Source organism: Streptomyces sp. NPDC058240 (assembly GCF_042882135.1).
GTDB lineage: Bacteria > Actinomycetota > Actinomycetes > Streptomycetales > Streptomycetaceae > Streptomyces.
The window spans coordinates 39,025-62,181 of record NZ_JBHVWT010000002.1 but is presented as its reverse complement, the minus strand read 5'-3'; the positions used below and the strand labels follow the sequence as shown (position 1 = coordinate 62,181).

Sequence of the window (23,157 nt, the reverse complement as noted above, 5' to 3'; positions counted from 1 at the left end):
CCAGACGGCGCCGCTAGGAGATGCGGATGGCCGACCAGTTCGTGGTCTTGCCGGCCTGCGACCGGTTGCCGAAGCCGCCCTGGCCGTTGCCCCGGTTCAGCCAGGCGTGGCCGGTCTTGTCGAGCGAGATCAGGTCGGCCCGGCCGTCACCGGACAGGTCGAGCCCGCCGACCACGTCCTTGTAGGAGGTGCCCCAGTCCTTGAAGACCAGCGACCGGGGCTTGAAGGTGCCGGTGCCGGTCCCTCGGAACCGCCACAGCTCGTTCGACGCGTCGAGGGCCAGCAGGTCGTTCTTGCCGTCGCCGTCGAGGTCCCCGGCGGCGAGCAGCTTCTTGTAGCCGCCGAAGCCGGACCCGGCGAGCGAGCGGGCCTTGAAGCCGCCCGCGCCGTTGTTCGCGTACACGTACAGCTTCCCCGTCGAGGCGGACCGGGTCAGCAGGTCGGCCCGGCCGTCGCCCGTCACGTCGCCGGGCGAGACGACCGCGTCGTACCCGCTCCAGTCCGAGGAGACCTTGACGTGGAACGACTGCTGGTCGGGCAGCCCGCCGCAGACCGTCGGGTAGACGCGGGCCTCGCCCTTCGGGTAGCGGACGAACACGTCGTTGCAGCGGTCGCCGTCGAGGTCGCCGTACGGCAGCACGAGCGTGCCCGAAGGCCAGCTGCTCGCGCGCTGCCCCGCGGACAGCTTCGTCGCGTCGCCCGCGTACACCTTCAGCCCGGCGCTGCCCCGGCCGAACAGGTCGGACTTGCCGTCGTCCGTGTAGTCACCCCACTTGGGCAGCGCGCGGCTGGTGGTGGTGGCCTGCTGGACACCGTCCAGGACGATGCTGTTCGTCTCGGCCAGCTTGTACTCGTCCCACAGCACGACGGGCCGGCCGAGCGCATCGGCAGCCACCTGGGGCGCCCCGGTGGACTGGGCACTCGTCGCGCTCAGCCGCCGCGGGGCGGACCAGGTGCCGCCCTTGAAGACGGCGGCCATCGTGTACTCCTCGCCCGAGTAGCCCTCCCGCCGGTCACCGTGACCGTGCCGCCCGAGGTGGCGGCCGCGCTCACCGCGCGCACCTTCTTGTGGGTGGAGAAGGGCTGCGTGTACGGCTGCCAGACGCCGGTGGCCGCCGAGCGCACCGCGTACCAGGGGCCGGTGCCAGACCTCGCCGGCCCGCTGCCGCAGTGCGGGAACGAGTTCCGAGTTGTCCCCGCGTTCGGCGCTCTGGAGGAGTTCGGTGATGACCACCAGCTCCGCGAAGCGCCCGGCGTCACTGTCGAGTGCGGTGGAAAGTTCATCGCGGACGCGCTCGGCGGTCTCCGGCATCCCGATGCTGTAGGCGTGCAGCAGGGCGGCGTCGTAGCCGGCCGGGGCGGTGCCCCAGCCTTCCCAGTCCAGGATGCCGAGTTCGGGACCGGTGAGGTTGGCCCAGTGCAGGTCGCCGTGTGCGGTGGACCACGCGGGCGGCGTCGTAGGGACCGGGCCGTCGAGGAAGGCGAGGTACTTCGGCATGGTGCGGTCCAGGTATGCCTGACGTACGGCCGTGCGCTCGGTACGGACCACTGCGAGATGGCCGAGGGCCTGGCGGAGGTCGTCCCACCAGGCTCTCGTCAGGCGGAGTGCGGCGGCCGGCACCGGGGTGGGCGAGAGGGTTCCGCCGACGACGTAGTCGTACAGCTCGGCCCTGTAGGCGTTCTCCCCCTCCGCCCACTGCCGTACGAGGTGCAGGCGAGGGCGAGGCACACGCTGGGGCAACTGCCGCTCGGCGTCCTCCGGGCCGGTCCACAACTTGCCGCTCGCCTTGTCCACCGGGCTGTGGACGAGGCGCAGCCATCCGGGCCCGCGTGGCCCGGTGACGGGCCTGCCCAGCGTGCGTCCACGCCATCCCCACGCTTCACGCGGTCCTTTTCCGAATGGCCGGACACCAGGGGCTGCCCCGAGGATGCCGCACGCCAGGGTATGGGCCGCCCGTATGCGGGCGACGACCTCGGGATCGTCAGGTTCCGAAGAACATCGATGACCTCTCTCAGATGTTCGGGCGTCAACGGTCCGGAACGCGGCCGCCCGGCCCTCACAGGGAACGTTCCCGCCTCATGCTGCCGCACAACACCGCGCCGCCTCGCTCGCCCCCGCGACTCGCGGTCGGGTCCCCGGGGTTGGTCAAGTCGCCCTGAGAAGCGCTCTTTCGCGCAGACCGGGCGGCTTGGGCCGGGGATTTCCGGTTGTGGCGCAAGGCGCCGATTCCATGCGGTACCGTGATCGCGTCATCACGCTCTGTGTGCTCCTGCGCATGGGGCGGCCCCCGGGGGTGTTAGCAGCACCATTCCGAGGGCCTTCACCACGAGTGGAAGAGAAGTCCACCGGGATGCTTTGGCATGCTATCGCGCCCTCTCGGCGCTTCACGAAGGCTTCGCACGATGTCGTGCGCCATCCGCGTCTGAGCAGTGACGCGAAGATTCTTCTCCTGTACGTACAGGGGCTTCCCGAAGAGCAGGCCGACAAGGCGCTCAGTGAGCACGCGAAGAAGCTCGGGATCACGGGGCGGGCGTATCAGAAGGCCAAGGGGCAGCTGATCACGGTCGGGTTCGTGCACGAGTGGAAGCGGCAGGGGGACCGCGGATTCTGGGTGACCGACCAGCTCTTTGCCAATGTGCCCCTGACGGTTGAACAGGCTGCCGCGGTGCGGAACGACAGGGTTGGTGCCCCGCCGGTTCCTGCGGCCTCGGCCGCCCGTCCGGGTGCGCGGAATCCGGCCGTCGGTGAGCCGGGGGGCCGGACGGTCGGTGGCTATGAACCGGTAGATGAAGAACTTGGGGAGAACTGCTCCCACCCACCCTCCGAAGCGTCCGAAGCGTCCGAAGCATCCGAAGCGTCCGAAGCGTCCGAAGAGTTCGTAGCTTCCGAAGTCGGGGAGGGCGAACGGGTGTTGCTCTCGCTGAGGCACGCGAATCCTCAGCTGCACCTCGGGGTGCGGGAGGCGCGGGGGCTGGCCGAGGTCGCTGCCGAGTGGATTCGGCGCGGCGTGAGTGCTGCGGATCTGCGGCGGGCGTTGACCAGTGAGCTGCCCAAGGACGGCGTACGGTCCGCTGTCGGGTTCCTGCGCCACCGGCTCGTGCAGAAGCTTCCGGCGCCGGTTGTTGCGCCGACTCCGTCCGTGGCGCCCCTGCCGGTAAGGGAGTTCGTGGTCTGTGGTGGGGAGGGGGAGGAGCACGTCTTCCGGCCGGTCGGGGACGAGGCACTGTGCGGGCCGTGTGCCCGCGAGGCGAGCCGGGCGTACTGGGCGGCCCGGCGGGCCGAGGCGGAGAGCGAACCCGATCCGCTGCCTTGGCGGGAGCGGGTCGCTGCGATCATCGGGAGCGAGCAGGGGCAGGGGCGAGTAGGGGAAGAGGGGTCGTTCGCGGGATTCGCCGCCACGCCCGTTTCCGGCAGCGTCCGCGATGCGGCGGCAGGGTCGTAAGCTCACGGGCACCGGCGGAAGGGACACGCGATGGCGGGCTTTCGGGATCTGAGGTTCAGGGCGGTCACGTCGCTCCAGCGGCACGTCGTCAATCCGCTCGCCAGGCGCAGCCCGGGACAGATCCTGCTGGAGACGACCGGCCGTGCGTCCGGGCTGCCGCGTCGTACGCCGGTCGGTGGCCGGCGTACCGGTCAGGAGTTCTGGCTGGTCTCGGAGTTCGGCGAGAAGTCTCAGTACATCCGCAACATCCGGGCCGACCCGCGGGTCCGGGTCCGCATCGCGGGCCGCTGGTACGACGGGATCGCGCGCCCGCTGCCTGAGGACGACGCCCGCGCCCGGCTCAGGTCGCTGCCGCGCTACAACAGTGCGGTGGTGCGGACGTTGGGTACGGAGCTGCTGACGGTGCGGGTGGATCTCGCGGACTGACGGGTCCGGACATGGGCGTGCCCGGACGGTGCGCAACCGTCCGGGCACGTACGGGTGTTGGTCCGCCGGATCAGTCGGTGATCTCGATCTTGCCGTTCTGGCTGCCGTCCTGGGCGGCGGCCTCCGGCTGGGCCGGGACCTCCGCCCGGGAGCCCGAGCCCTTGAGGTTCTTCAGCAGGGCGGGGAGGTCGACTCCCGTGGTGGAACTGAGGAGTTCCATGCCCTGGGCGACGTTGTCGGTGACGGTACGCGACAGCTGGCTCGCGCCGTCCGTCGAGATCACGGTCATCTTGTCGATGGCGCTCAGCGGCTCGGACGCCTTGGCGACGACCTGCGGCAGCACCTCCACCAGCATCTGGAGCACGGCCGCATCGCCGTACTGCGCGAACGCGTCGGCCTTCTTCTGCATGGCCTCGGCCTCGGCCGCACCCTTCGCCGCGATGGCCGCGGCCTCCGCCTCGCCCTCGATGCGGACGGCGTCGGCGAGCGCCGAGCGGTGCAGCTTCTCGCCCTGACCGGTCAGCCGGGAGCGCTCGGCGTCCGCCTCGGCCTCCTTGACCTGGGCGATCCGGCGGGCCTCGGCCTCCTGCTCGGCCTGGTAGCGGGCGGCGTCGGCGGGCTTGCGGACTTTGGTGTCGAGCTCGCGGTCGGTCAGCGCGGCCTGGCGCTCGGCGACCTTCTCCTGCTCCTGGAGGACCTCCTGCTGGCGGGCGGCCTCGGCGAGCGGGCCCGCCGCGTTGGCCTTGGCCGCGGCGGCTTCCGTCTCGGCCTTGATCTCGGCCTGCTTGAGGTAGAAGGTCCGCTCGGCGATGGCGATCTCCTCGGCGGCCTTCAGCCGGGCCTGCTCCGAGGCCCGCTTGGCGATCGCCTCGGCGATGTCCGCCTCCTGCTTGGCGCGGGCGGCCTCGGGGCGGCCGAGGTCCTCCAGGTAGGAGCCCTCGGTGGTGATGTCCTGGATCTGGAAGGCGTCCAGGATCAGGCCCTGGCCCGAGAGGCTGGCCTCGGCCTCCTCCGCCACCTGGCCGGCGAACGCGGCCCGGTCGCGGATGATGTCCTCGACCGACATCCGGCCGACGATGGCGCGCAGCGCACCGGAGAGCACTTCCTGGGTGAAGCCGACGATGCCGTCCTGCTGCTGGAGGAAGCGCTGGGCCGCGGCCCGGATCGCTTCCTCGCTGCCGCCGACCTTGACGATCGCGACGCCTTCGAGGTTGGACTTCACGCCGCGCAGGGTGACGGCGCCGCGCACCGCGATCGGGATGTGCCGGCTGGAGAGGTCCAGGGTGAACTTCTGCTGGACGAACGGGACGACGAAGACTCCGCCGCCGACGACGACCTTCTGGCCGCTGTTGTCGATGCTGGTGCGGCCGGTCACCGGGTCGGTCGACTTCTTGCCGCGGCGGCCGGTGATGATGAACGCCTCGCTGGGCCCGGCGACCTTGTAGCGGGTGATGACGACGAGTGCGAGCAGCACCAGGAGTACGACGACTCCGGCGACTGCGGTCACGACTGGGCTCATAAGGGTGTCCCCCCTGCCTCCCTGAGGGGACGGCAGCTCGGTTTCGGGCGGTGTGCCGCGGTGCGGCACGGTGGATCGGCTCGGGCGGTGGTCGGCGCCCGACGGGTCTGACTCGGTGCCCGATGGGTCGGGCTCGGCGTTCGACGGGCCGGGCTCAGCGCTCGACGGGCCGGACCGCGACCGAGGTGGCCGACAACGCGGCCTCCACCCAGATCTCGGTGCCGCGTGCGACCGGCACCGCGCTCTTCGCCGCCAGCTTCACGTGCTGGCCCGCGAGTCGCAGCAGGACCTCGCCGTAGCCGTCGGCCGGAATGGCCGTGACGACCGACCCGGACGTGCCGACGAGGTCGTCGCTGCGCGGTGTGGCACTGGTCTGGTCCCGCATCAGGGCCCGGCTGAACTTCCAGGTCAGCCAGGCCGCGACCAGCCCGGCCAGCGCTCCGGCGGCGGTCGCGGCGACCGTGCCGGCGCCGGTGGTGCCGAGCACGATCGCGCCGCCGAAGCCGAGCATCGAGAGGAATCCCGCGATGACCGGGAGGGACAGGAGGCCGTCGAAGAGGCCGTCCAGTACGCCTCCGAAGAGACCTTCGAGGATTCCGTCGAAGATCAGGGACAGCACGAGCAGGACGATTCCCGCAATGCCGAGACCGAGAAACAAGGTCACGTGATCACCCTCCCCGAGATCTCCGAAATCCCCCGAATTTTTCCGTCGAACTGGCTGGATGATCCCATACGTGCCCGGCAGCCCGTACTGCCGGGTCCCGGCAATCTTTTACGCGTTCTTGATGCCGGACAGCTGCTCGGTCAGTGTGTCGAGCGACTGGTACGTGGCACCGAGCAGCGCGACATGCTTCCAGCGCAGCACCCCGTCCGGGCCGATGAGGAAGATCGCGCGGCGCACCCCGATCCCGGGCGCCGCGACGCCGTACGCCCGCGCGGTCTCCCGCCCGGTGTCCGCGAGCAGCGGCATCCGCAGGCCGTGGGCGCGGGCGAACGACTCATGGCTGTCCACACCCTGTGGACTGATTCCCCAGACCTCCGCGTCGAGCTCGCCGAAGGCCTCCATGCCCGAGGAGTACGAGCAGAGCTGCTTGGTGCACACGGCCGTGTTGTCGCCCGGGTAGAACGCGAGGACCACGGCACGACCGCGCGCCGCGGCGAGGTCGTAGTCGCGGCGTTCGAAGTCCTCGCCGGCGAGCCGGCCGCCCGGCAGGGTGAAGTCCGGGGCGATCAGGCCGAGTTGTGGTGACGATCCCATGTCGGTTCCTCCGTGGTCCGGTGCTGCCGGGTTTTTCCGTCCGTGTTCCGTACAGCATGCTCGGTACGGGTCCGGCTCCCGCACCAGGAGGTACGTATGGCAGCACCGCCGTCCGCCGTCCGCCCGTCCGCGGCCGTGCTCCTGCTGCACGGCGGCGCGGAGACGGGCCTGGCCGCGCCGCTGCCCGGCCCGCTGAATCTGCCCGGCATGCGGATGCGCCCCTTCGCCCGGACCATCGCCGGGGCGACGGGCGGCGGCGGAGACGTTCTCGTACGCACCGTCCGCTACGCCCACCGCGGCTGGAACGGCCCACGCGAGGACCCGCTGCACGACGCCGTACGCGCCCTGGACGCCCTCGGCCGCGAGGCCGGGGAGATCCCGGTGGTCCTGGTCGGCCACTCGATGGGCGCCCGCGCCGCCCTGCGCGCGGCCGGTCACCCGCTGGTGCGCGGGGTGGTCGGCCTCGCCCCGTGGTGTCCGGCGGACGATCCGGTCGACCAGCTCGCGGGCCGCGACGTCGCCCTGCTGCACAGCACCCGCGACCGCATCACGAGCCCCCGCGCGTCCCAGCGCCTCACGGCCCGTGCCCGGCTGGTCGGTGCCCGCTCCTGTCTGGTCGCGATCCGGCGCAGCGACCACGCGATGCTCCGGCGCGCCGGGGAGTGGCACGCGCTGACCGCCCGGATCGTCACCGGTCTGCTGGGCCTGGGCCCGCTCCCCGGGCCGGTCGCGACCGCCCTCCGGCTCCCGCCGGACGCCCCGGCGGTGGCGGGCACCCTCGACCTGGACCTGCTGGGGGCGTGACGGAACCGGGGGCCGGTGCCGTGGTGCAGGGGCGGGGGAACGGGAGCACCCTGGTAGGGAGGTGATCGTCATGGTGATGACAACTGTCGGGTGGCATGTGGAGCTCGAATTCGATGAGGACACCCACCGCACCCGCGCGGCCGCCCTGGTGCGGTTGCCCGACGGGACCGAGGTGCGGGCCCACGGATACGCGAGCCGCCATCCCTCCGACAAGGACCAGCCGAGGGTGGGCGAGGAGATCGCGGGAGCCAGAGCGCTCAACGAACTGGCGATGAAGATGCTGACGAAGGCGCATGACGAGATCGACGAGGCGTCCGGCCGGACCTCGCACCCGCTGATCTGACGCGGGGCCGGGGCCCACACCTGCCCCGGGACCCCGTCCGCACGGCGGGCGCCGGCCCGGCGGTTCCGGTCTGCGGATGCGCGGCGGGTGCGGGCGGCCGACGATTGAGGGCCGGGCAGCGGGTGGTCCGCGCCCGCCCAGGAGGTTGACGTGCAGGCCGATGCGTACGCCGACAGCCCTGTGCCGTTCGACCCCCGCGACCTCGCGGCTCTGGTCGGCGGCACCATGGCCGGGGTGAGCGTGCTCGACACGGGGCTGCGCTATCTCTACGTCAATCCGGCCCTCGAACGGATCAACGGCATCCCGGCCGCCGAACACCTCGGACGCACCGTCGCCGAGGTCCTTCCGGGGCTCGACGCGCGCGAGGACATGATGCGGGCGGTGCTGGCCGATGGGAAGCCACGCGAGATCACCATCAGCGGCTTCACCGCCCAGGACGCCACGGTCCGGCGGTACTGGCACGGGGCGTTCCACCGGCTGGAGTCCGACGGGCGGGTCGTGGGCCTGGCCGGGATCGTGCTGGAGGTCATGGCCGCGGACAAGGAGCAGCGCGAGCTGGAGCAGGCCCGGCGGCATCTGACCCTGCTCGACACCGCGGCCGCCCGGATCGGCACCACCCTCGACATGGACACCACGTGCGCCGAACTCGTCGACCTCGTCGTGCCGGGGCTGGCGGACCTCGCGACGGTCGAGGTGTTTCCGCCCGACGTCGCCGCACCGGTCCGGCCCGCACCCCCCGGGGTGCTGCGGCTGCGGCGGGCGGCGCTGCGGGCCGTGCCCGGACTGAACGACGAGCTGGACGGGTTCGGGCTGACCGGCGAGTACATCGACTACCAGGAGGGCGCGGCGGTACAGCGCTGCCTGGCGGCCAACCAGCCGGTGGTGGAGAACCTCACCTCCGACGAACAGCTCGTCCGCTCCGCCCCCGGCCCCGAACGGCTCGCCGCCTACCGCGCCCTCGGGATGCACTCGGCGGTCATCGTGCCCGTCACCGTGCGCAGCGGCCCGCTCGGCATCCTCGGCCTGATCCGGGCGGGCGACTCACCGGTCTTCACGGACGAGGACGTGGTGGTCGCCCGGGAACTCGCAGGCCGGGCCGCCGTCGATCTCGACCACGCACGCCGGTACGCCCACGAGCACACCATCGCCCTGGAGCTCCAGCGCTCCCTGCTGTCCGAACCGCGCCCGCCGCACCCGCACATCGAGATCGCCACCCGCTATCTGCCGGCCGACCGCAGCGTGATGGTCGGCGGCGACTGGTTCGACGTCATCCCGCTGCGGGACGGCCGGCACCTCAAGGCGATGGGCGATGTGATGGGGCACGGGGTGGAGGCGGCGGTCGCCATGAGCCACTACCGCTCCCTGCTGCGGATGCTCGCCGACGACGAGCTGCCGCCGCACCGGATCCTGGAACAGCTGGACCGGATGGTCGAGCGGTCCGGCCTGGACCGGGCGGCGACCTGTCTGCTGGCCGTCGTCGACCGGTTCGGCGGGGCGTGCGAGGTGGCGAGCGCCGGGCATCTGCCGCCGGTGCTGATCGATCCGCGGGCGGGGGCCAGGGTGTGCGAGGAGATGGCGGTGGGGCCACCGCTGGGGACCGGGTTCGGCGGGTACCGGACGACGCTGCTGGAGTTCGAGCCGGACGCGGTGCTGTTCCTGTACACCGACGGTCTGGTCGAGCGGCGCGGCGAGGACATCGACGTCTCGGTCGGCCGTCTCAAGGAGCTGGTCCTGCCGGTCGGCGGCAGCCTCGACGACCTGCTGGACGAGGTCCTCGAACGGTTCGGGCCGGGTGCCGAGGACGACATAGCGGTGCTGGCCTCCCGCACCCGGAACCCGCAGGCGTGGACGCCCGACGCCACCTGACCCCGTCCGGGCGGCGTCAGCCCAGCTCCAGGCTGGTGATGCCGAACAGCCCGGTGTGGTCGACGTCCGGTGCCGGGCCGGTGTACATCCGGGCGGTCTCGAACGACGGGGTGAGGCCCAGCTGTTCGGCGAGACGCACGGCCGCCGGGTTGACGTCGGGCACGTCGATCGCGACCGGGACGCCGGGATCGGTCGCCGCCAGCGCGCCGACCAGGGCGCCGGCCACCTCGGGCGATTCCGCGTACACGGGACCGATGCGGGACGACGTACGGCAGGGGCGCAGCACGGCCAGACCGCACAGTTCCCCGTCGCGGACGGCGGCCAGCGAGGTGCGCGTGGGGTGGGCGATCCACGGCGCGAGGAAGCTGTCACGGTCGGCCGGGAAGAAGCGGCGGTCGTAGGCGGCGAGCCGGTCGAACGGGACGGAGCGGCCGTCGACGAGCTCCGTACCGGCCGGGGCGGGCAGGCCGGCGGGTGGCAGACCCTCGTAGCGCATGTTCGTCCACACGGAACGGAAGCCGGACTTGCGGTAGTTGGGCTGCTGGGCCACCACCCCGTCGAGGCCGACGTTGCGCCCGTCCAGCCGTGCCATGCCGGCCTGCCACAGCCGGATGCCGTACCCCTGGCCGCGCAGGTGCGGGCGGGTGAGGTAGAAGCCGAGGAACCCGAAGCCGGAGCCGTAACGGACGACGGAGACGCAGGAGACCGGCTCGTCGTCGAGGCGGCCGATCAGGAAGCCGCGCGGATCGGCGGCGAAGAAGGCGTGGCGGTCGGTCAGTCCGGGATTCCAGCTCTCCTCGTGGGCCCATTCGGCGAGCATCGTGAGGTCGTCGGCGCTTGCGGTGGTGATCTCGAAGTTCGGCACGGGGCACCTGTACCCCACCGGACGGCCGTTTCAACGGCGGATCAGACGAGCAGGAACGCGCCCGCCGTCGCGGCCCCCAGCGACGCCCCGGCGACCGTCTGGGCCACCGAGTGGTATCCGAGCGCGACGCGCGACCAGCACACGGCGACGGTCATCACGTAGGCGAGCAGCCACCACGGCGAGTGGACCGCGGCGAGCAGGGCGACGACGGCCGAGGCGACCGCGGCGTCCACCGAGATCTTCCAGACCGTGTTGACGGCCAGCAGGATCACGGTCATCGCCCAGAGGGCGAGCATCGCCACGAGGATGCCGGTGGGGGCATGGCCCAGGACCATCACCACCGAGCCGGTGCCGATGGAGCCGAGGATGACGAAGAAGATCGGGGCCCGCTTGGTGCGGTCGACGACATGGCGGTCGCCCCAGGTGCCGCGCCCGCGCTCCCACTCGATGTACCCGGCGGGTATCAGGCCCGCGCACAGGGCGCCGAGGAATCCCCAGAGCAGGCCGGTCCAGTGACCGGCGGCGGCCAGGCCGATGCCGAGCATGCCGATCAGCAGGACGTTGCGGGGCTGGAAGACGTCGGTGACGGTGCGCGCGGCGCCGGTGTACGGCGATGCGGGGGCGTCGGTGGAGGTCATGCTGTCTCCTCGGTGGAGGCCGTGCGGGCCGGGCCGGTGGTCGCGGATGCCGTGGACGGGCCGGGTCCGGCGGGTGCGGCATCCGCCAGCACCTGTGCCGCCCGGTCCTGCGGGACCGTCCGGTACGCGGTGGCCACCCGGACCAGCCAGGCCACCTCGCCGTCCTGGTCGGTGGCGTGCTGGGTCTCCACCGCGGCGGCGGTCGAGGCGGGCGCACCGCTGTTCTTCGCGGTGAGCGCCGCCTTGATCCAGTACGCCTCGGCGAGCGGGCCCGCCCGGTCCGGGTCCGTGCTGCCGTCCGCCGCCGCGGCGGCGGCGGCCTTCGCGGCCGGGAGCAGGGTGTCGGGCACGTAGTGGCGCAGCTTCTCCACCGCGTCCGCGATGTCGGCGGCCCAGCGGTCGATCCGCAGGTCCGCGGGGGTGTCGAAGCGGGTGAGTTCGCGGGCCAGCGAGGCCGGGGGGTCGAAGGGCTGCTCGGGGAAGGCGGTCATCAACTCGCGCCAGAGGCCGTGCAGTTTGACCTGGGCCCGCCACAGTTTCGCGCGCCGCCGTCCCTTGCTGAGGGCGGGGATGGAGGCGCCCACGGCGAAGAAGGCGAAGAGCACCACCTGTGCGGCCTCGGTGATCTCGTCGAAGCGGAGCGCGAAGGACTCGCTCGGGGTGTCGACGACGCTGACCCACAGGAACAGGGTCCGGCTGACGGTGTAGCCGACCCCGATGAACATGGCGAAGGTCATCATCCCGAGGCCCACCCGCAGATGGCGGAGCCCGGCACCGGCGGTGGCCAGCGCCCACTGGTACGCGCAGACGGCGGACGCGGCACCCAGGTAGAGGTAGAACACGCTCATGTACAGCGTGGCCCCCCACTGTCCCGCGTGGTCGGCGACGAAGCGGTCCGAGGGGACGGAACGGTCGACGACGGTGAAGAACAGCACCGTCAGCAGGACCAGCGTGGCGATCGACGCCTTGGCCGCCACCTGCTGGATGGCACGGGCGAACCGGACATGGCGCGGGACGGTTCCGGCGTCGGGGTACTGGCCGTAGATCGCGACGATGTAGCTGAGGATCGCCAGGATCGCGATCGTCGCCGTGTAGTGCTTGATCAGGACGGCGAGGTCGGTGACGGCGCTGTCGTTGAGCGCGATCCGCACGGCCCGGGTCTTGGTCCACAGGGCGGCGGCGAAGCCCGCGTAGCAGCCCCAGAGGGCCCGGCGGCGCTTGTCTTCTTCGTCGCCCCACAGGGCTGCCGGCATGCGCCACAGGGCGACGGCCGTCATCAGGACGGCTATGAGGTAGCCGGCGAGGTCGAGCGGGGTCACGGCGGAGTCCTTGGGGTGGGGGACGAGGGACGGGAGACGTGCGGTGTCAGCTGCGGCGGAACAGGCCGCGACGGCGGTTGGCGACCGGGCGGGAGAGGGAGTTGGCCAGCCGCCCCACCATGTCGTCGCTCGTCACGTCCATGGCCATCCGGGGAATGAGCGAGGCGCCGAACTCGGCCATGCGCTCGTCGTGGGTGTCGTACTGCGCGCGGGCCTGCACGGTGCCGTCCCCCGACCGGAGCGCGTCGGCGATCTCGGCCACGACCGGGGGCGGCTGCGGCGACGGCGGGGGTTCGGTCCCGAGGACCCGGGTGATCAGCGAGGTGTCGAAGACCGGCAGCAGGCGACGGAGTTGCTCCGGGTCGAGGGAGGTGCCGTGGTCGAACCACTCGTGGCACAGCTCGTGCAGGATCACGTGCTGGGTCTGGTACGCGGTGGGCCGGCGGCGGTAGAGCACGAAGCTGGTCCCGCCGGTCTTCAGGCGCAGCCCGCAGGCGGCGTTGACGCGGGCCAGCCGGTCGGGCATCTCGTGCAGCACGATGGTGCGGCCGCGGGCGGCCTCCATGTTCGCCACCAGTGCGTCGATGGAGAAGGGGGCGGGGATGGGCAGGTCGGCCAGCCCGGCCTCGCACTCCTTCCGTAGTTCGCGCAGGGACATGGAGGGCTACTTCTCCGGCTCGCCAGGGGCGGCGCCACCGTCGGCCGCGCCCTGCCGGCCCCTGGCGTCCTCCAGCAGGGAGAGCGCGAACTGCAGCAGCTCCGGCGGGAGTCCGTCCTCGTCGAGGCCGCGCCCGGCCACCCCGCTGATCTCCCCCGTGCGCCGCATCGCGAGGAACTGCAGACCGGCGACGACATCGTCGACGACCTCGGACTCCTCCTTGAAGAACCGCCAGTCCACGCCGAAGCCCAGACCGAGCGCCTTGAGGATGTCCTCGGAGGGCTGAGTGACCTTTCCGGCCAGGATGTTGGAGAAGTAGCTGTGCGAGAGCGAGCCGCCGCGTTCCTTGACCAGATCGGCGAAGACGCGCCCCGAGATCTTCTGGCCGGGGAACGTCTTCTCCACCATGTACTCGACCTTCTGCTGCAACGTCCGCAGCTCCGGCGTGCGTTCCTCGACGCTGTCCATCCGGCCCCCCACGTATCCGCTCCCGTCCGACCGGCGTTCGCAGTCGTCGATTCGGTCAACGGGCTCGTACTGTAACGAACCCTGACGTGGTGCCCTCAGTCCGGTAGGCGGTACGGGAACGGGCTTGCGTAAACACGCTACGTCACTGTTAACTCGAAAAAACACGGGCAGGGGACCACGAGGGGAGTCCCCTGCCCGTGAAATCGACGCGTTCCGTGTGAATTCACCGCAGACAAAAGGTGCATGACGCACATACATGTTGCGCGGGCATAGGTGTAGCCCTTCACGACGGGGGATGCGTGAAGGGCTACACCTGCATTATGACTGCTGGTCAGGCCGTCATCAAGCAGCCTCCGGGGCGGCGGGCGGTCAGGCGGGGCCGCGCGGCGCGGTGGCGGCGGGTCGGCGGGGGTGCTCGCCGGATGGGAGCGCGGGTGCGCGGGCCGGGCGGGCGAATGTGCGTCGCCGGCGGAACGGAATTTCACGTGCCGACGGAAAAGGATTTCACGCAATGTCCCGCGTGAATTTATTTATCATCCGTCGGAGTTCAATTACTTGCCGAGCCCGGTTGCTTCCGTCGTGCTATTCTGGAAGCAGTTGCAGTTGTGGTTCCCGAAGACTCCAAGTGCCCTCCCCGGCTCAATGTGCCGAGGGCCGCGCTTCTGTGTTTTCCGGTGCTTTCCGGATGGGGTAATCATTGCGGCGACGTGGGATCCGCACCGTGCGAATCCCCGGGAACTGCCCCCCATGAAGGAGATAAAACATGGCTACTGGCACCGTCAAGTGGTTCAACGCGGAAAAGGGCTTCGGTTTCATCGAGCAGGACGGCGGCGGCCCCGATGTCTTCGCCCACTACTCGAACATCGCTGCTACCGGCTTCCGTGAGCTCCAGGAGGGCCAGCGGGTGAACTTCGATGTCACGCAGGGCCAGAAGGGCCCGCAGGCGGAGAACATCACCCCTGCCTGATCCCGCCGCTCCGGCGCCGACGCGCTGAGACGACTTGCACGACCGGGACCCGCACCTCCGGGTGCGGGCCCCGGTTCGCTGTTCTCCGCCGGTCCGCCCGAGCCGGCCGCCCCGAATTTTTCGCAGCCGGGCTCCGTCCAGGCTTGTCAACGGCCCGTTCTTGCGATTCCTGCGCCGCCCGTCGCCGCAGCGAATTCCTCGATACGCGCCCTGTCGAGGAAAGGTTCCGTATGGACCGCGACCGTAACCGTGATCGCACAGCACGTTCGAACGACCGGTTTTCCCGTGGCCCGGGGGGCCGTTCCGGCGCGCCCGCCCGGCGTTCCGGTGGTTCCGGCGGTTCCGGCCGCAGGCCCGCCGCCGTGCAGGGCGAGTTCGCGCTGCCGAAGACCATCACTCCGGCGCTGCCCGCCGTGTCGGCCTTCGCGGAGCTGGAACTGCCCGGTCCGCTGCTTTCGGCGCTCACCGCCGAGGGCGTCACCACGCCGTTCCCGATCCAGGCGGCCACCCTGCCGAACGCCCTCGCGGGGCGCGACGTGCTGGGCCGCGGCCGGACCGGCTCCGGCAAGACGCTCGCCTTCGGCCTGGCCGTGCTGGCCCGTACCGCGGGCAACCGGGCCGACGCCCGGCGGCCGTTGGCCCTGGTCCTCGTCCCCACCCGGGAACTGGCCCAGCAGGTCACCGACGCGCTCACCCCGTACGCCCGCGCGCTCAAGCTGCGCATGGCCACCGTCGTCGGCGGCATGTCGATCGGCCGCCAGGCCTCCGCGCTGCGCGGAGGCGCCGAGGTCCTCGTCGCCACACCGGGCCGGCTCAAGGACCTCATCGAGCGCCGCGACTGCCATCTGGACCGGGTCGCCGTCACCGTCCTCGACGAGGCCGACCAGATGGCCGACATGGGGTTCATGCCGCAGGTCACCGAACTGCTCGACCAGGTGCGTCCGCAGGGCCAGCGGATGCTGTTCTCGGCGACCCTGGACCGCAACGTCGACCTGCTGGTCCGCCGCTATCTGCACGATCCGGTGGTCCACTCGGTCGACCCGGCGGCCGGTGCGGTGACGACGATGGAGCACCACGTGCTCTATGTGCAGGGCACGGACAAGTACGCCACCACGACGGAGATCGCGGCCCGCGACGGCCGGGTGATCATGTTCCTGGACACCAAGCACGCCGTGGACAAGCTCACCGGCCATCTGCTCAACAGCGGGGTGCGGGCCGCCGCGCTGCACGGCGGCAAGTCCCAGCCGCAGCGCACCCGCACCCTGGACCGGTTCAAGACCGGGCAGGTCACGGTGCTGGTCGCCACGAACGTCGCGGCGCGCGGCATCCACATCGACAACCTGGACCTGGTCGTCAACGTCGATCCGCCGAGCGACCACAAGGACTACCTGCACCGCGGCGGCCGTACCGCCCGTGCCGGTGAGTCCGGCAGCGTCGTCACGCTGGTGCTGCCGGGACAGCGCCGGGAGATGACCCGGCTGATGGCCGACGCCGGGATCACCCCGCAGATCGCCCAGGTCCGTTCCGGCGAGGCCGAACTGAGCCGGATCACCGGCGCGCGCAAGCCCTCGGGGGTGCCGGTCGGCGGCGGCGCACCGGTGCCGGAGCGCGCCGGGAGCGGTGGCACGTCCTTCCGGGGCCTGGGCAGCCGCCCCGCGAGGGCGGGCCGGTCCCGCCGCTCCGACCTGCCCACCGCGGAGGCGCGCGCCGCCGCGAAGCAGCGCCGCACCAACCGCAGCGGGTAGCCGGTCCCCGGCCCCGCTACCGGCCGCCCGCGACCCGCAGGACCGTCCCGGTCACATAGGACGCCTCGCCCGACAGCAGCCAGGCGATGGCGGCCGCGATCTCCGGGGCGGCTCCGACGCGGCCGAGCGGGATGCCGGGGACGGCCGCGTTCGCGCGCCCGGGGTCGCCCGCCGTGGCGTGCATGTCGGTGTCGACCATGCCGGGCGCGACCGCGTTGACCCGGATGCCGTCGGGCCCCAGCTCCTTGGAGAGCCCGAGCGTCAGCGCGTCCGTCGCCGCCTTCGTGGCGGCGTAGTGGACGAAGTCCCCGGGGCTGCCGAGCGTGGCGGCGGCCGAGGAGACGTTGACGATCGCGCCCGCCCCGCCGGCCGCCATGTCCTTCGCAGCCCGGCGGCAGCACAGCAGGTAGCCGAGGAGGTTCACGTCGACGACGCGGCGCAGCGTCCGGGTGGAGGTGTCGGCGAGCCGCCCGAGCGGACCCGTCACCCCCGCGTTGTTGACCAGCCCGGTGACGGGGCCGAGTCGCTCGGCCGCCGTGTCGAAGAGGCGTTCCACATCGGCCTCCTCGGCGGTGTCCACTCGCACGGTGACGCAGCGCGCCCCCGCCGAGCGGACCGCCGCCGCGGTCCGCTCGGCGGCCTCCTCGTTGTGCACGAAGCCCAGGGCGAGGTCATGGCCGTCCGACGCCAGACGGATGCAGGTGGCGGCACCGATTCCCCGGCTGCCGCCGGTGACGACGGTGACGGGGCGCGACGACGGAGTGGTGCTGGTGTCCGGCACTGGAGGCCTCTCGTTTCGCTCGGGGACGATGAAGATCACGATGGTCGTGCGGATCACGTAGCGAATCACCGCGGGCGCCGGTGGATCAAGGCCCGCCGGCCGGGTGACGGCGCCGGGACCGGCGCGCATCGCGGCGCCTGCCGTTGGGGTGGTGCTGGTCCGGACACCGGCGTGGTGCCCGGCGCGGGGCGCGGACGGTTGCCTAGCGTCGGCGGCTGACGGACCGCTGTCGGCGCGGAGCGGGTTGAATCGCCCGGCGCTCGGCGACGGCTCCTCCTCAACGGCGTTCCCCTGCCTCCGCCTCGCATTGCGGTGGCAGGGGACGCCGACCGTTCCCGCCCCGCGTCCGCCCCGCCGCTAAGCCCACAGCTGTCGCGCGAGCGCGACCCCGGCGAACACCGCCGCTAGCCCCGCCGCCACGCTCGCCACGACATTGGCCGCCGCGTAGGACCTGGCGCCGTCCTCGGCCAGCCGCAGCGTCTCGTAACTGAACGTCGAGTACGTGGTGAGCGCCCCGCACAGTCCCGTGCCGAGCAGCAGTTGCAGGTGCGAGGAGGCGGCGCCGGCCGCCACCGCGCCGGTCAGCAGGCCCAGGATCAGGGAACCCGACACATTGACCGCGAAGGTCCCCCACGGGAAGACGCTGTCGTGCCGGGACTGCACCGCCCGGTCGGTCAGATAGCGCAGGGGCGCCCCGACCGCCGCCCCGACGATCACCAGCAGCCAGTTCACCGGCCCCGCTCCCGCCCGCCGCCGAAGCGCACGATCTCGCACTCGTCCAGGACGACCAGACCGCCGTCCGCGACCAGTTCCTCCACCAGCGGCAGGAACGCGCGGATCCGCGCCTCGGTGTCCACGATCACGACCGCCACCGGCAGGTCCTCGCTCAGCGAGAGCAGCCGCTGGGTGTGGATCATCGACGAGGCGCCGAAGCCCTCGATCCCGCGGAACACGCTGGCACCCGACAGCCCGGCGCGGTGCGCCCGGTGCACGATCTCGGCGAAGACCGGCCGGTGGTGCCATCCGTCGGACTCGCCGACGAGGACCGTCAGGCGCAGCGCCCGTTCCGTTTCCGGGGTCGTCATGGCTGCCTCCAGGCCAGCACGCGGCGGGTCGCCCACACCGCACTCCACACCGCCGCGAGAGCCGCGAACAGCGTCAGTCCCAGATACCCGAGAGCGGCACGGACCCGGTCGCCGTCGATCAGGCGCTGGATGTCCACCGCGTACGTCGAGAACGTGGTGAACCCGCCGAGCACCCCCGTACCGAAGAACGGCCGCACCAGCCGGTGTGCCGTCCACACCTCGCTGATCACCACCATGAACACACCGATCACCGCGCATCCGGCGGCGTTCACGACCAGCGTCGTCCACGGGAAGCCGCCCGGGGCGGTGGGCCAGATCAGCGCGGCCCCGTAGCGGGCACACGCTCCGATCGCACCACCGAGTGCCACCACCGCGACGACGGATCCTTGCGGATTGGGGGCTCCCATGGGCACATGTCTCCTGCCTGCTACACGCACCAGGCTATCGCCGCCGCCCTCGGCGGGCCCACCGCACCATGGGCGGGCCCGTCGGCCTCTTCGTCGGTGCGTGACCTACCAGGACTTGCCCGGGGGCTGCTTGGTGGTGACGTTGATGCGGTTGAACAGGTTCGTCAGACCGATCGCGAGGACCAGGGCGGAGAGCTGCTTCTCGCTGAAGTGGCGGGCTGCCTCGTCCCAGATGGCGTCGGGCACCGGGTCGGAGCGGTCGCTGAGCCGGGTCGCGTGCTCCGCGAGCGCCAGCGCGGCACGCTCGGCATCGGTGAAGTACGGCGCGTCGCTCCAGGCCGACACGGCGAAGAGTCGCTCGTCGCTCTCACCGGCCTTCCGGGCGTTGCGCACGTGCCCGTCGACGCAGAAGGTGCAGCCGTTGATCTGGCTCACCCGCAGACCGACCAGTTCGAGCGTGGTCTCCGGCAGCCCGCCCTTGCCGATGGCCTTGACCAGGCCCAGCACGGGCGGCAGGGCCTCGGGAAGGACCTCGGCCGGGTTCTGGATTCGTGCCTGCTGCATGATGTTTCTCCTCCGCTGTCCGTCGCGGTCGCGGTGGCGTTCTCGCCGCGCCCTCACTGCACTGACGGAAGGCGGAGGGGAAGTGTGACGAGAGCGGCGGCCGGGGCCTCACTGCGTTCGTCGGAGCGAGCTCCGCAGCCCGTTCTCCTCGGTGACCCTGGCCCGGAGCTGCCGTATCGACGTGGAGTCCCCGGCATCGCCGCCTTCGCGGGAGCGGCACCGCGCGCACTCGCACGGTGGCCAGCGCAGCGGGTTGAACTCGGGCAACTCCGGCTCGGGCTCAGGTTCTTGATCCCTCACACCGACCCCCGCTCCGTGCAGTCCGCCGTGCTCCGGTGGCGCTGGAGCAGCACCCGGCAGTCGGTCGCCCCGCTGTAGTCGTACTGATCATTGGCGAGGGCCTCGGCCAGCCGGAGCTCCTGGCACTCGGGACAACAGCCTTCTGCTTCACGCCTGTTCTCGGCGAGCACAGACAACTCCTCTCCGTAGTCATTCCACTACTAAGGGAGCTCAGGTTGGCCTAGAGTCAGCAGTGCTTCAACTTGTTGGGCACGAGCGAAAAGTCAGGTGACAGCCGTTGAACCGCAAGGACTTGGACCCCGAGAGCAGCCCGGAGGCCGCCTTTGGCGCCCGCATCCGCAGCTTGCGAGAGGAACGCGGGTGGAAACAGGAGGAGTTAGCCGACCGGATGGGCTACTCCGGCACGCACATCTCCGCCGTCGAAACTGGTCGCAAGATGCCGACTCTTCGGTTCTCGCGCAATGCGGACCAGGTTTTCGGTACCGGGGAAACGGCAGACACGTTCGAACGCCAGTACCGCGAGATCCGGCACGGTTCGCTGCTGGAGGGGTTCCCGCAGTACGTGGGGCACGAGGGGCGTGCAGTAGAGATCCGGCTGTACGAAATCGGGGTCATCCCCGGGCTGTTGCAGACGTCGGAGTACGCCCGGGTGCTGGCGGACAGCGCCGTGCGGCGAGGGTCGATCGCTTCCGAACAGGCAGCCGAGCGGGTCTCGTTCCTGGCAGAGCGTCAGGCCACGCTGGTGCGGCCCCGCCCTCCCATGATGCTGGTGGTGATGGACGAGAGCTGTATCCGCAGACGGGTTGGCGGGGACGAGGTCATGGGGGCCCAGCTCGACCGGCTGCTGGAGTTCGCCGAGCTGCCGAACACCGTGCTCCAGATCGCCCCGTACGAGATGGGGGAGCGCCGCCCGTTCAATCTCCCGATGAACCTGCTGACGCTGTCGGACCTGTCCGTGATCGCGTACGCGGAATCCCAGATGCGGGGACATCTGGAGCGCGATACGACTTCCGTGCTGCCCCTGTTGACGGCCTACCATCAGCTACAGGCCGAAGCGCTGTCCCAGGCGGCATCGGTGGCCATGATCCGTGAGGCACGAAAGGGCACCCCGTGACGACCACGACCGAATCTCCCCGCTGGTTCAAGTCTTCGTACAGCGACAACGGCGGCAACTGCGTTGAGGTCGCCGCCAATCTCGCCGCCTCGCGTGGCGTGGTCCCCGTCCGCGACTCCAAGAACCTCGGCGGTCCGGTGCTGAACGTTCCCGCTGCCTCGTTCGCTTCCTTCGTGGCGGGCGTCAAGGCCGGAGGGTTCGGCGCCGTCTGACCTCACCAGGTCCGGCGCATGCGATCCCGAAGTCCCCATCGTGCACCGCGCGGTGGGGGCTTCTCGTTGTCTACACCGTGCAGCCGGGGGCTACCTCCACCGCTTTCCGTCGTGCCTCCCGGATGGGCTGAGGGCTTTCGCTCAACAAGGCTTGCGGCATGAGGACTTACAGAAAATCTGCCGCCTTCGTCGCCCTGTCCGTCACCGCCGTTGCCACCGCTCTCACCGGGGCCGCGCCCTCGCAAGCCGTCGCGTCGGCCAACCCCGCCCCCTCGCTCTCCTGGCGGCCCTGTGCCCAGGACGGCGGCCCCGCCGCCCAGGAGTGCGCCGAACTGCCCGTACCGCTGGACTACCGCGATCCGGACGGCCCGCAGCTCTCCCTCGCGGTGACCCGGGTCCGCAGCGACCGCCCGGCCGCCCGGCGCGGGACGCTGATGGTGATCCCGGGCGGGCCGGGCTCCTCCGGGGTGCAGCGGGTGACGCAGAAGGGAGAGCGGTTGCAGCGGGCGACGGAGGGGCGGTACGACATCGTGAGCCTCGACCCGCGCGGGGTCGGCGGCAGCCCGAAGGCGAGCTGCGGGCTCGCCCCGGAGGACCGGGAGCTGGTGAACCTGCGGTCCTGGCCCGGTGCCGACGGCTCGATCACCGAGAACGTGACACGCTCCCGGCGCGTCGCCGAGGCCTGCGCCCGCAACGGCGGAGCGATGCTGCGGAGCCTCACCACGGCCAACGAGGTACGGGACATCGACCGCTTCCGGCAGGCCCTCGGTGAAGAGAAGCTGTCGGCCTGGGGGAGCTCGTACGGCACCTATGTGGGCGCCGGGTACGCGCAGAAGTACCCGCAGCACACGGACCGTTGGGTGCTGGACAGCAGCGGCGACCCGGACCCGTCGCGAGTGGCCAAGGGCTGGCTGGCGAACATGGCGGTGGGGGCGGCCGACCGGTTCCCCGACTTCGCGCGCTGGGCCTCGGACCCGGCCAGGGAAGCGGAGGGGCTGCGACTCGCGCAGCGGGCCGAGGACGTGCAGCCGCTGGTGCTGGACCTGGCGGCTCGGCTGGACCGTGAGCCGAGGGAGTCCACCACGCCGGGCGTCCCGCTGACCGGCAACCGGCTGCGCCAGGCGATCCAGCTGGCCCTGTACGAGGACGATGCGTTCGCCGGGCTGGCGGGGCTCGTCCGGGCGGCCGGGGACCCGTCGGTGAAGCCGGTCCTGCCCGATGCGCTGAGCGGGCCGATACCGGACGCGGAGGCGGCCGTCACGGTCGGCGTGATCTGCAACGACGTGCGCTGGCAGGGCACGGTCCCCTCGTACGCGCGGGCCGTCGCCGCCGACCGTGTGAAGTACCCGCTGACCGCCGGGATGACGGTGAACATCACCCCGTGCACCTTCTGGAAGGACGCCCCCGCCGAGCAGCCGACCAGGATCACGGACCAGGGACCGTCCAACGTCCTGATGATCCAGGGCCTGCGCGACCCGGCGACCCCGTACTCCGGCGCCCTGAAGATGCGCGCGGCCTTCGGCGACCGGGCCCGACTGGTCGCGGTCGACCACGGCGGGCACGGCATGTACCTGGGCCACGGGAACGCCTGCGGCGACCGCGCGGTCACCACGTTCCTGAACACCGGGACCCGGCCGGAGCGGGACGCGTACTGCGCGGACTGACCGTGACCGGGCTGCGACGGGGCAAGCGCTCCGCTCAGTCGCAGCCCGGTGTCATATGTCCGCTGTTCCTGGCCTGTGCCAGCAGGGAGACGACCTCCTCGTCGGACGTCTGGGAGAAGTCCCGGTACCACTCGCCGACCGCGTAGAACAGGCTCGGCACCGACAGGCACACCACCTCGTCCGCGCTCCGGCGCAACCGCACGACCGCCTCCGGCGGCGCCACCGGAACCGCTGCCACCACCCGCTCCGGGCGCTGGGCCCGTACCACCAGGCAGGCCGCCTCGGCCGTGGCGCCGGTCGCGATGCCGTCGTCCACGACGATCACCGTCCGGCCGGTGAGCGGGGTCCGTGCCCGGCCGGCGCGGTACACCTGGGCCCGCCGTACGAGCTCCGCCTCCTCGACCCGTTCGACCGCCGCGAGGTCCTGCTTCCCGGCCCGCAGCCGGCCGACGACGTCGTCGTTGACGACCCGCACCCCGCCCTCGCCGAGCGCGCCGAACGCGACCTCCTCGTGGTGCGGCACACCGAGCTTGCGGACGACGATCACATCGAGTTCGGCACCGAGGGTCTGCGCCACCTGGAAGGCCACCGGGACTCCGCCGCGGGGCAGTCCCAGCACGACGGGGTGCTCCCGCTCAAGATGGCGGAGCGCCTCGGCCAGCTGCTGTCCCGCGTCCACGCGGTCGGCGAACAGCACGGTGGTTCACCCCC

The 23,157-nt window shown here is 71.6% G+C and carries 25 protein-coding genes and 1 pseudogene; 10 read left to right on the top strand and 16 right to left on the bottom strand.

Annotated features, from left to right (window positions below; translation table 11 throughout):
- Positions 1-13 precede the first annotated feature (13 nt).
- Positions 14-1,795 (bottom strand): FG-GAP-like repeat-containing protein, encoded by a 1,782-nt coding sequence (locus ACFVX4_RS05525; protein ID WP_389972233.1) that lies wholly within the window; start codon positions 1,793-1,795, stop codon positions 14-16.
- Positions 1,796-2,351: 556 nt separating this feature from the next.
- Between ACFVX4_RS05525 and ACFVX4_RS05520 the strand changes: the two genes are divergently transcribed.
- Together ACFVX4_RS05520 and ACFVX4_RS05515 are read left to right on the top strand one after the other, a co-directional pair.
- Positions 2,352-3,443 (top strand): hypothetical protein, encoded by a 1,092-nt coding sequence (locus ACFVX4_RS05520; protein ID WP_389972901.1) that lies wholly within the window; start codon positions 2,352-2,354, stop codon positions 3,441-3,443.
- A 30-nt stretch (positions 3,444-3,473) separates the two neighbouring features.
- The gene (locus ACFVX4_RS05515) at positions 3,474-3,869 is read left to right on the top strand and encodes a nitroreductase/quinone reductase family protein (protein WP_389972231.1); all 396 of its coding nucleotides are present in this window, start codon (positions 3,474-3,476) and stop codon (positions 3,867-3,869) included.
- A 70-nt stretch (positions 3,870-3,939) separates the two neighbouring features.
- Here the strand turns inward: ACFVX4_RS05515 and ACFVX4_RS05510 are convergent, their stop codons facing one another.
- The 3 genes from ACFVX4_RS05510 to ACFVX4_RS05500 all read right to left on the bottom strand — a co-directional run bounded on the left by ACFVX4_RS05510 (position 3,940) and on the right by ACFVX4_RS05500 (position 6,646).
- Complete coding sequence (locus tag ACFVX4_RS05510; protein ID WP_389972229.1) at positions 3,940-5,388, bottom strand: flotillin family protein; 1,449 nt, start codon at positions 5,386-5,388, stop codon at positions 3,940-3,942.
- Positions 5,389-5,542: 154 nt separating this feature from the next.
- Positions 5,543-6,052: a hypothetical protein gene (locus ACFVX4_RS05505; RefSeq protein WP_385325767.1), complete on the bottom strand. Its 510-nt coding sequence runs from the start codon at positions 6,050-6,052 to the stop codon at positions 5,543-5,545.
- A gap of 108 nt (positions 6,053-6,160) precedes the next feature.
- The gene (locus ACFVX4_RS05500) at positions 6,161-6,646 is read right to left on the bottom strand and encodes a peroxiredoxin (RefSeq protein ID WP_389972227.1); all 486 of its coding nucleotides are present in this window, start codon (positions 6,644-6,646) and stop codon (positions 6,161-6,163) included.
- A 96-nt stretch (positions 6,647-6,742) separates the two neighbouring features.
- Here ACFVX4_RS05500 and ACFVX4_RS05495 point away from each other — a divergent pair, with 96 nt between their 5' ends.
- The 3 genes from ACFVX4_RS05495 (at position 6,743) to ACFVX4_RS05485 (ending at position 9,659) form a co-directional block, all read left to right on the top strand.
- The gene (locus ACFVX4_RS05495; protein ID WP_389972225.1) at positions 6,743-7,450 is read left to right on the top strand and encodes an alpha/beta fold hydrolase; all 708 of its coding nucleotides are present in this window, start codon (positions 6,743-6,745) and stop codon (positions 7,448-7,450) included.
- 70 nt (positions 7,451-7,520) lie between these two features.
- Positions 7,521-7,793: a DUF1876 domain-containing protein gene (locus ACFVX4_RS05490; protein ID WP_389972223.1), complete on the top strand. Its 273-nt coding sequence runs from the start codon at positions 7,521-7,523 to the stop codon at positions 7,791-7,793.
- Between the two features lie 150 nt (positions 7,794-7,943).
- Positions 7,944-9,659, top strand: a complete 1,716-nt coding sequence (locus ACFVX4_RS05485; protein ID WP_389972221.1) for a SpoIIE family protein phosphatase — start codon at positions 7,944-7,946, stop codon at positions 9,657-9,659.
- Between the two features lie 16 nt (positions 9,660-9,675).
- On the opposite strand, the gene ACFVX4_RS05480 is transcribed toward ACFVX4_RS05485, so the two are convergent.
- From ACFVX4_RS05480 to ACFVX4_RS05460, 5 genes are read right to left on the bottom strand one after another with little or no spacing between them, the layout of a single operon-like run.
- Positions 9,676-10,524, bottom strand: coding sequence for a GNAT family N-acetyltransferase (locus tag ACFVX4_RS05480; RefSeq protein WP_389972220.1), 849 nt, complete (start codon positions 10,522-10,524; stop codon positions 9,676-9,678).
- A gap of 41 nt (positions 10,525-10,565) precedes the next feature.
- A complete protein-coding gene (locus ACFVX4_RS05475) occupies positions 10,566-11,162 on the bottom strand; it encodes a hypothetical protein (protein WP_389972218.1) in 597 nt (198 codons plus the stop codon).
- Positions 11,159-12,481, bottom strand: a complete 1,323-nt coding sequence (locus ACFVX4_RS05470; protein WP_389972216.1) for an MAB_1171c family putative transporter — start codon at positions 12,479-12,481, stop codon at positions 11,159-11,161. Before ACFVX4_RS05470 ends, ACFVX4_RS05475 begins: the two co-directional genes overlap by 4 nt.
- 46 nt (positions 12,482-12,527) lie before the next feature.
- Entirely contained in the window at positions 12,528-13,139 is a 612-nt protein-coding gene (locus tag ACFVX4_RS05465) for a toxin (RefSeq protein WP_389972214.1), read from the bottom strand.
- Positions 13,140-13,145: 6 nt separating this feature from the next.
- Positions 13,146-13,607 (bottom strand): hypothetical protein, encoded by a 462-nt coding sequence (locus tag ACFVX4_RS05460; protein WP_389972212.1) that lies wholly within the window; start codon positions 13,605-13,607, stop codon positions 13,146-13,148.
- A 763-nt stretch (positions 13,608-14,370) separates the two neighbouring features.
- Here ACFVX4_RS05460 and ACFVX4_RS05455 point away from each other — a divergent pair.
- Positions 14,371-14,574, top strand: coding sequence for a cold-shock protein (locus ACFVX4_RS05455; protein WP_093547863.1), 204 nt, complete (start codon positions 14,371-14,373; stop codon positions 14,572-14,574).
- Positions 14,575-14,804: 230 nt separating this feature from the next.
- Positions 14,805-16,319 carry a DEAD/DEAH box helicase gene (locus tag ACFVX4_RS05450; RefSeq protein WP_389972210.1) on the top strand — a complete coding sequence of 505 codons (1,515 nt, stop codon included), beginning with the start codon at positions 14,805-14,807 and terminating at the stop codon, positions 16,317-16,319.
- Between the two features lie 16 nt (positions 16,320-16,335).
- On the opposite strand, the gene ACFVX4_RS05445 is transcribed toward ACFVX4_RS05450, so the two are convergent.
- The 6 genes from ACFVX4_RS05445 to ACFVX4_RS05420 all read right to left on the bottom strand — a co-directional run bounded on the left by ACFVX4_RS05445 (position 16,336) and on the right by ACFVX4_RS05420 (position 19,626).
- Positions 16,336-17,100: an SDR family oxidoreductase gene (locus ACFVX4_RS05445; protein ID WP_389972898.1), complete on the bottom strand. Its 765-nt coding sequence runs from the start codon at positions 17,098-17,100 to the stop codon at positions 16,336-16,338.
- Between the two features lie 357 nt (positions 17,101-17,457).
- The gene (crcB, locus tag ACFVX4_RS05440) at positions 17,458-17,832 is read right to left on the bottom strand and encodes a fluoride efflux transporter CrcB (RefSeq protein WP_266417165.1); all 375 of its coding nucleotides are present in this window, start codon (positions 17,830-17,832) and stop codon (positions 17,458-17,460) included.
- Complete coding sequence (locus ACFVX4_RS05435) at positions 17,829-18,185, bottom strand: DUF190 domain-containing protein (RefSeq protein WP_389972208.1); 357 nt, start codon at positions 18,183-18,185, stop codon at positions 17,829-17,831. Before ACFVX4_RS05435 ends, crcB begins: the two co-directional genes overlap by 4 nt.
- Entirely contained in the window at positions 18,182-18,592 is a 411-nt protein-coding gene (locus ACFVX4_RS05430; RefSeq protein ID WP_389972206.1) for a fluoride efflux transporter FluC, read from the bottom strand. The genes ACFVX4_RS05435 and ACFVX4_RS05430 overlap by 4 nt, the downstream gene beginning before the upstream one ends.
- 105 nt (positions 18,593-18,697) lie before the next feature.
- Positions 18,698-19,156, bottom strand: a complete 459-nt coding sequence (locus ACFVX4_RS05425) for a carboxymuconolactone decarboxylase family protein (RefSeq protein WP_389972204.1) — start codon at positions 19,154-19,156, stop codon at positions 18,698-18,700.
- Between the two features lie 296 nt (positions 19,157-19,452).
- On the bottom strand, positions 19,453-19,626 hold the full coding sequence (locus ACFVX4_RS05420) for a hypothetical protein (protein ID WP_389972202.1): 174 nt from the start codon (positions 19,624-19,626) through the stop codon (positions 19,453-19,455).
- 107 nt (positions 19,627-19,733) lie between these two features.
- Here ACFVX4_RS05420 and ACFVX4_RS05415 point away from each other — a divergent pair, with 107 nt between their 5' ends.
- The 3 genes from ACFVX4_RS05415 (at position 19,734) to ACFVX4_RS05405 (ending at position 22,446) form a co-directional block, all read left to right on the top strand.
- On the top strand, positions 19,734-20,570 hold the full coding sequence (locus tag ACFVX4_RS05415; RefSeq protein WP_389972200.1) for a helix-turn-helix domain-containing protein: 837 nt from the start codon (positions 19,734-19,736) through the stop codon (positions 20,568-20,570).
- Positions 20,567-20,782 (top strand): DUF397 domain-containing protein, encoded by a 216-nt coding sequence (locus tag ACFVX4_RS05410; protein WP_389972198.1) that lies wholly within the window; start codon positions 20,567-20,569, stop codon positions 20,780-20,782. The genes ACFVX4_RS05415 and ACFVX4_RS05410 overlap by 4 nt, the downstream gene beginning before the upstream one ends.
- Before the next feature lie 158 nt (positions 20,783-20,940).
- Positions 20,941-22,446, top strand: a complete 1,506-nt coding sequence (locus tag ACFVX4_RS05405) for an alpha/beta hydrolase (RefSeq protein ID WP_389972196.1) — start codon at positions 20,941-20,943, stop codon at positions 22,444-22,446.
- Between the two features lie 70 nt (positions 22,447-22,516).
- Here the strand turns inward: ACFVX4_RS05405 and ACFVX4_RS05400 are convergent.
- A pseudogene (locus ACFVX4_RS05400) lies at positions 22,517-23,143 on the bottom strand (phosphoribosyltransferase); the annotation flags it as partial.
- Positions 23,144-23,157 lie beyond the last annotated feature (14 nt).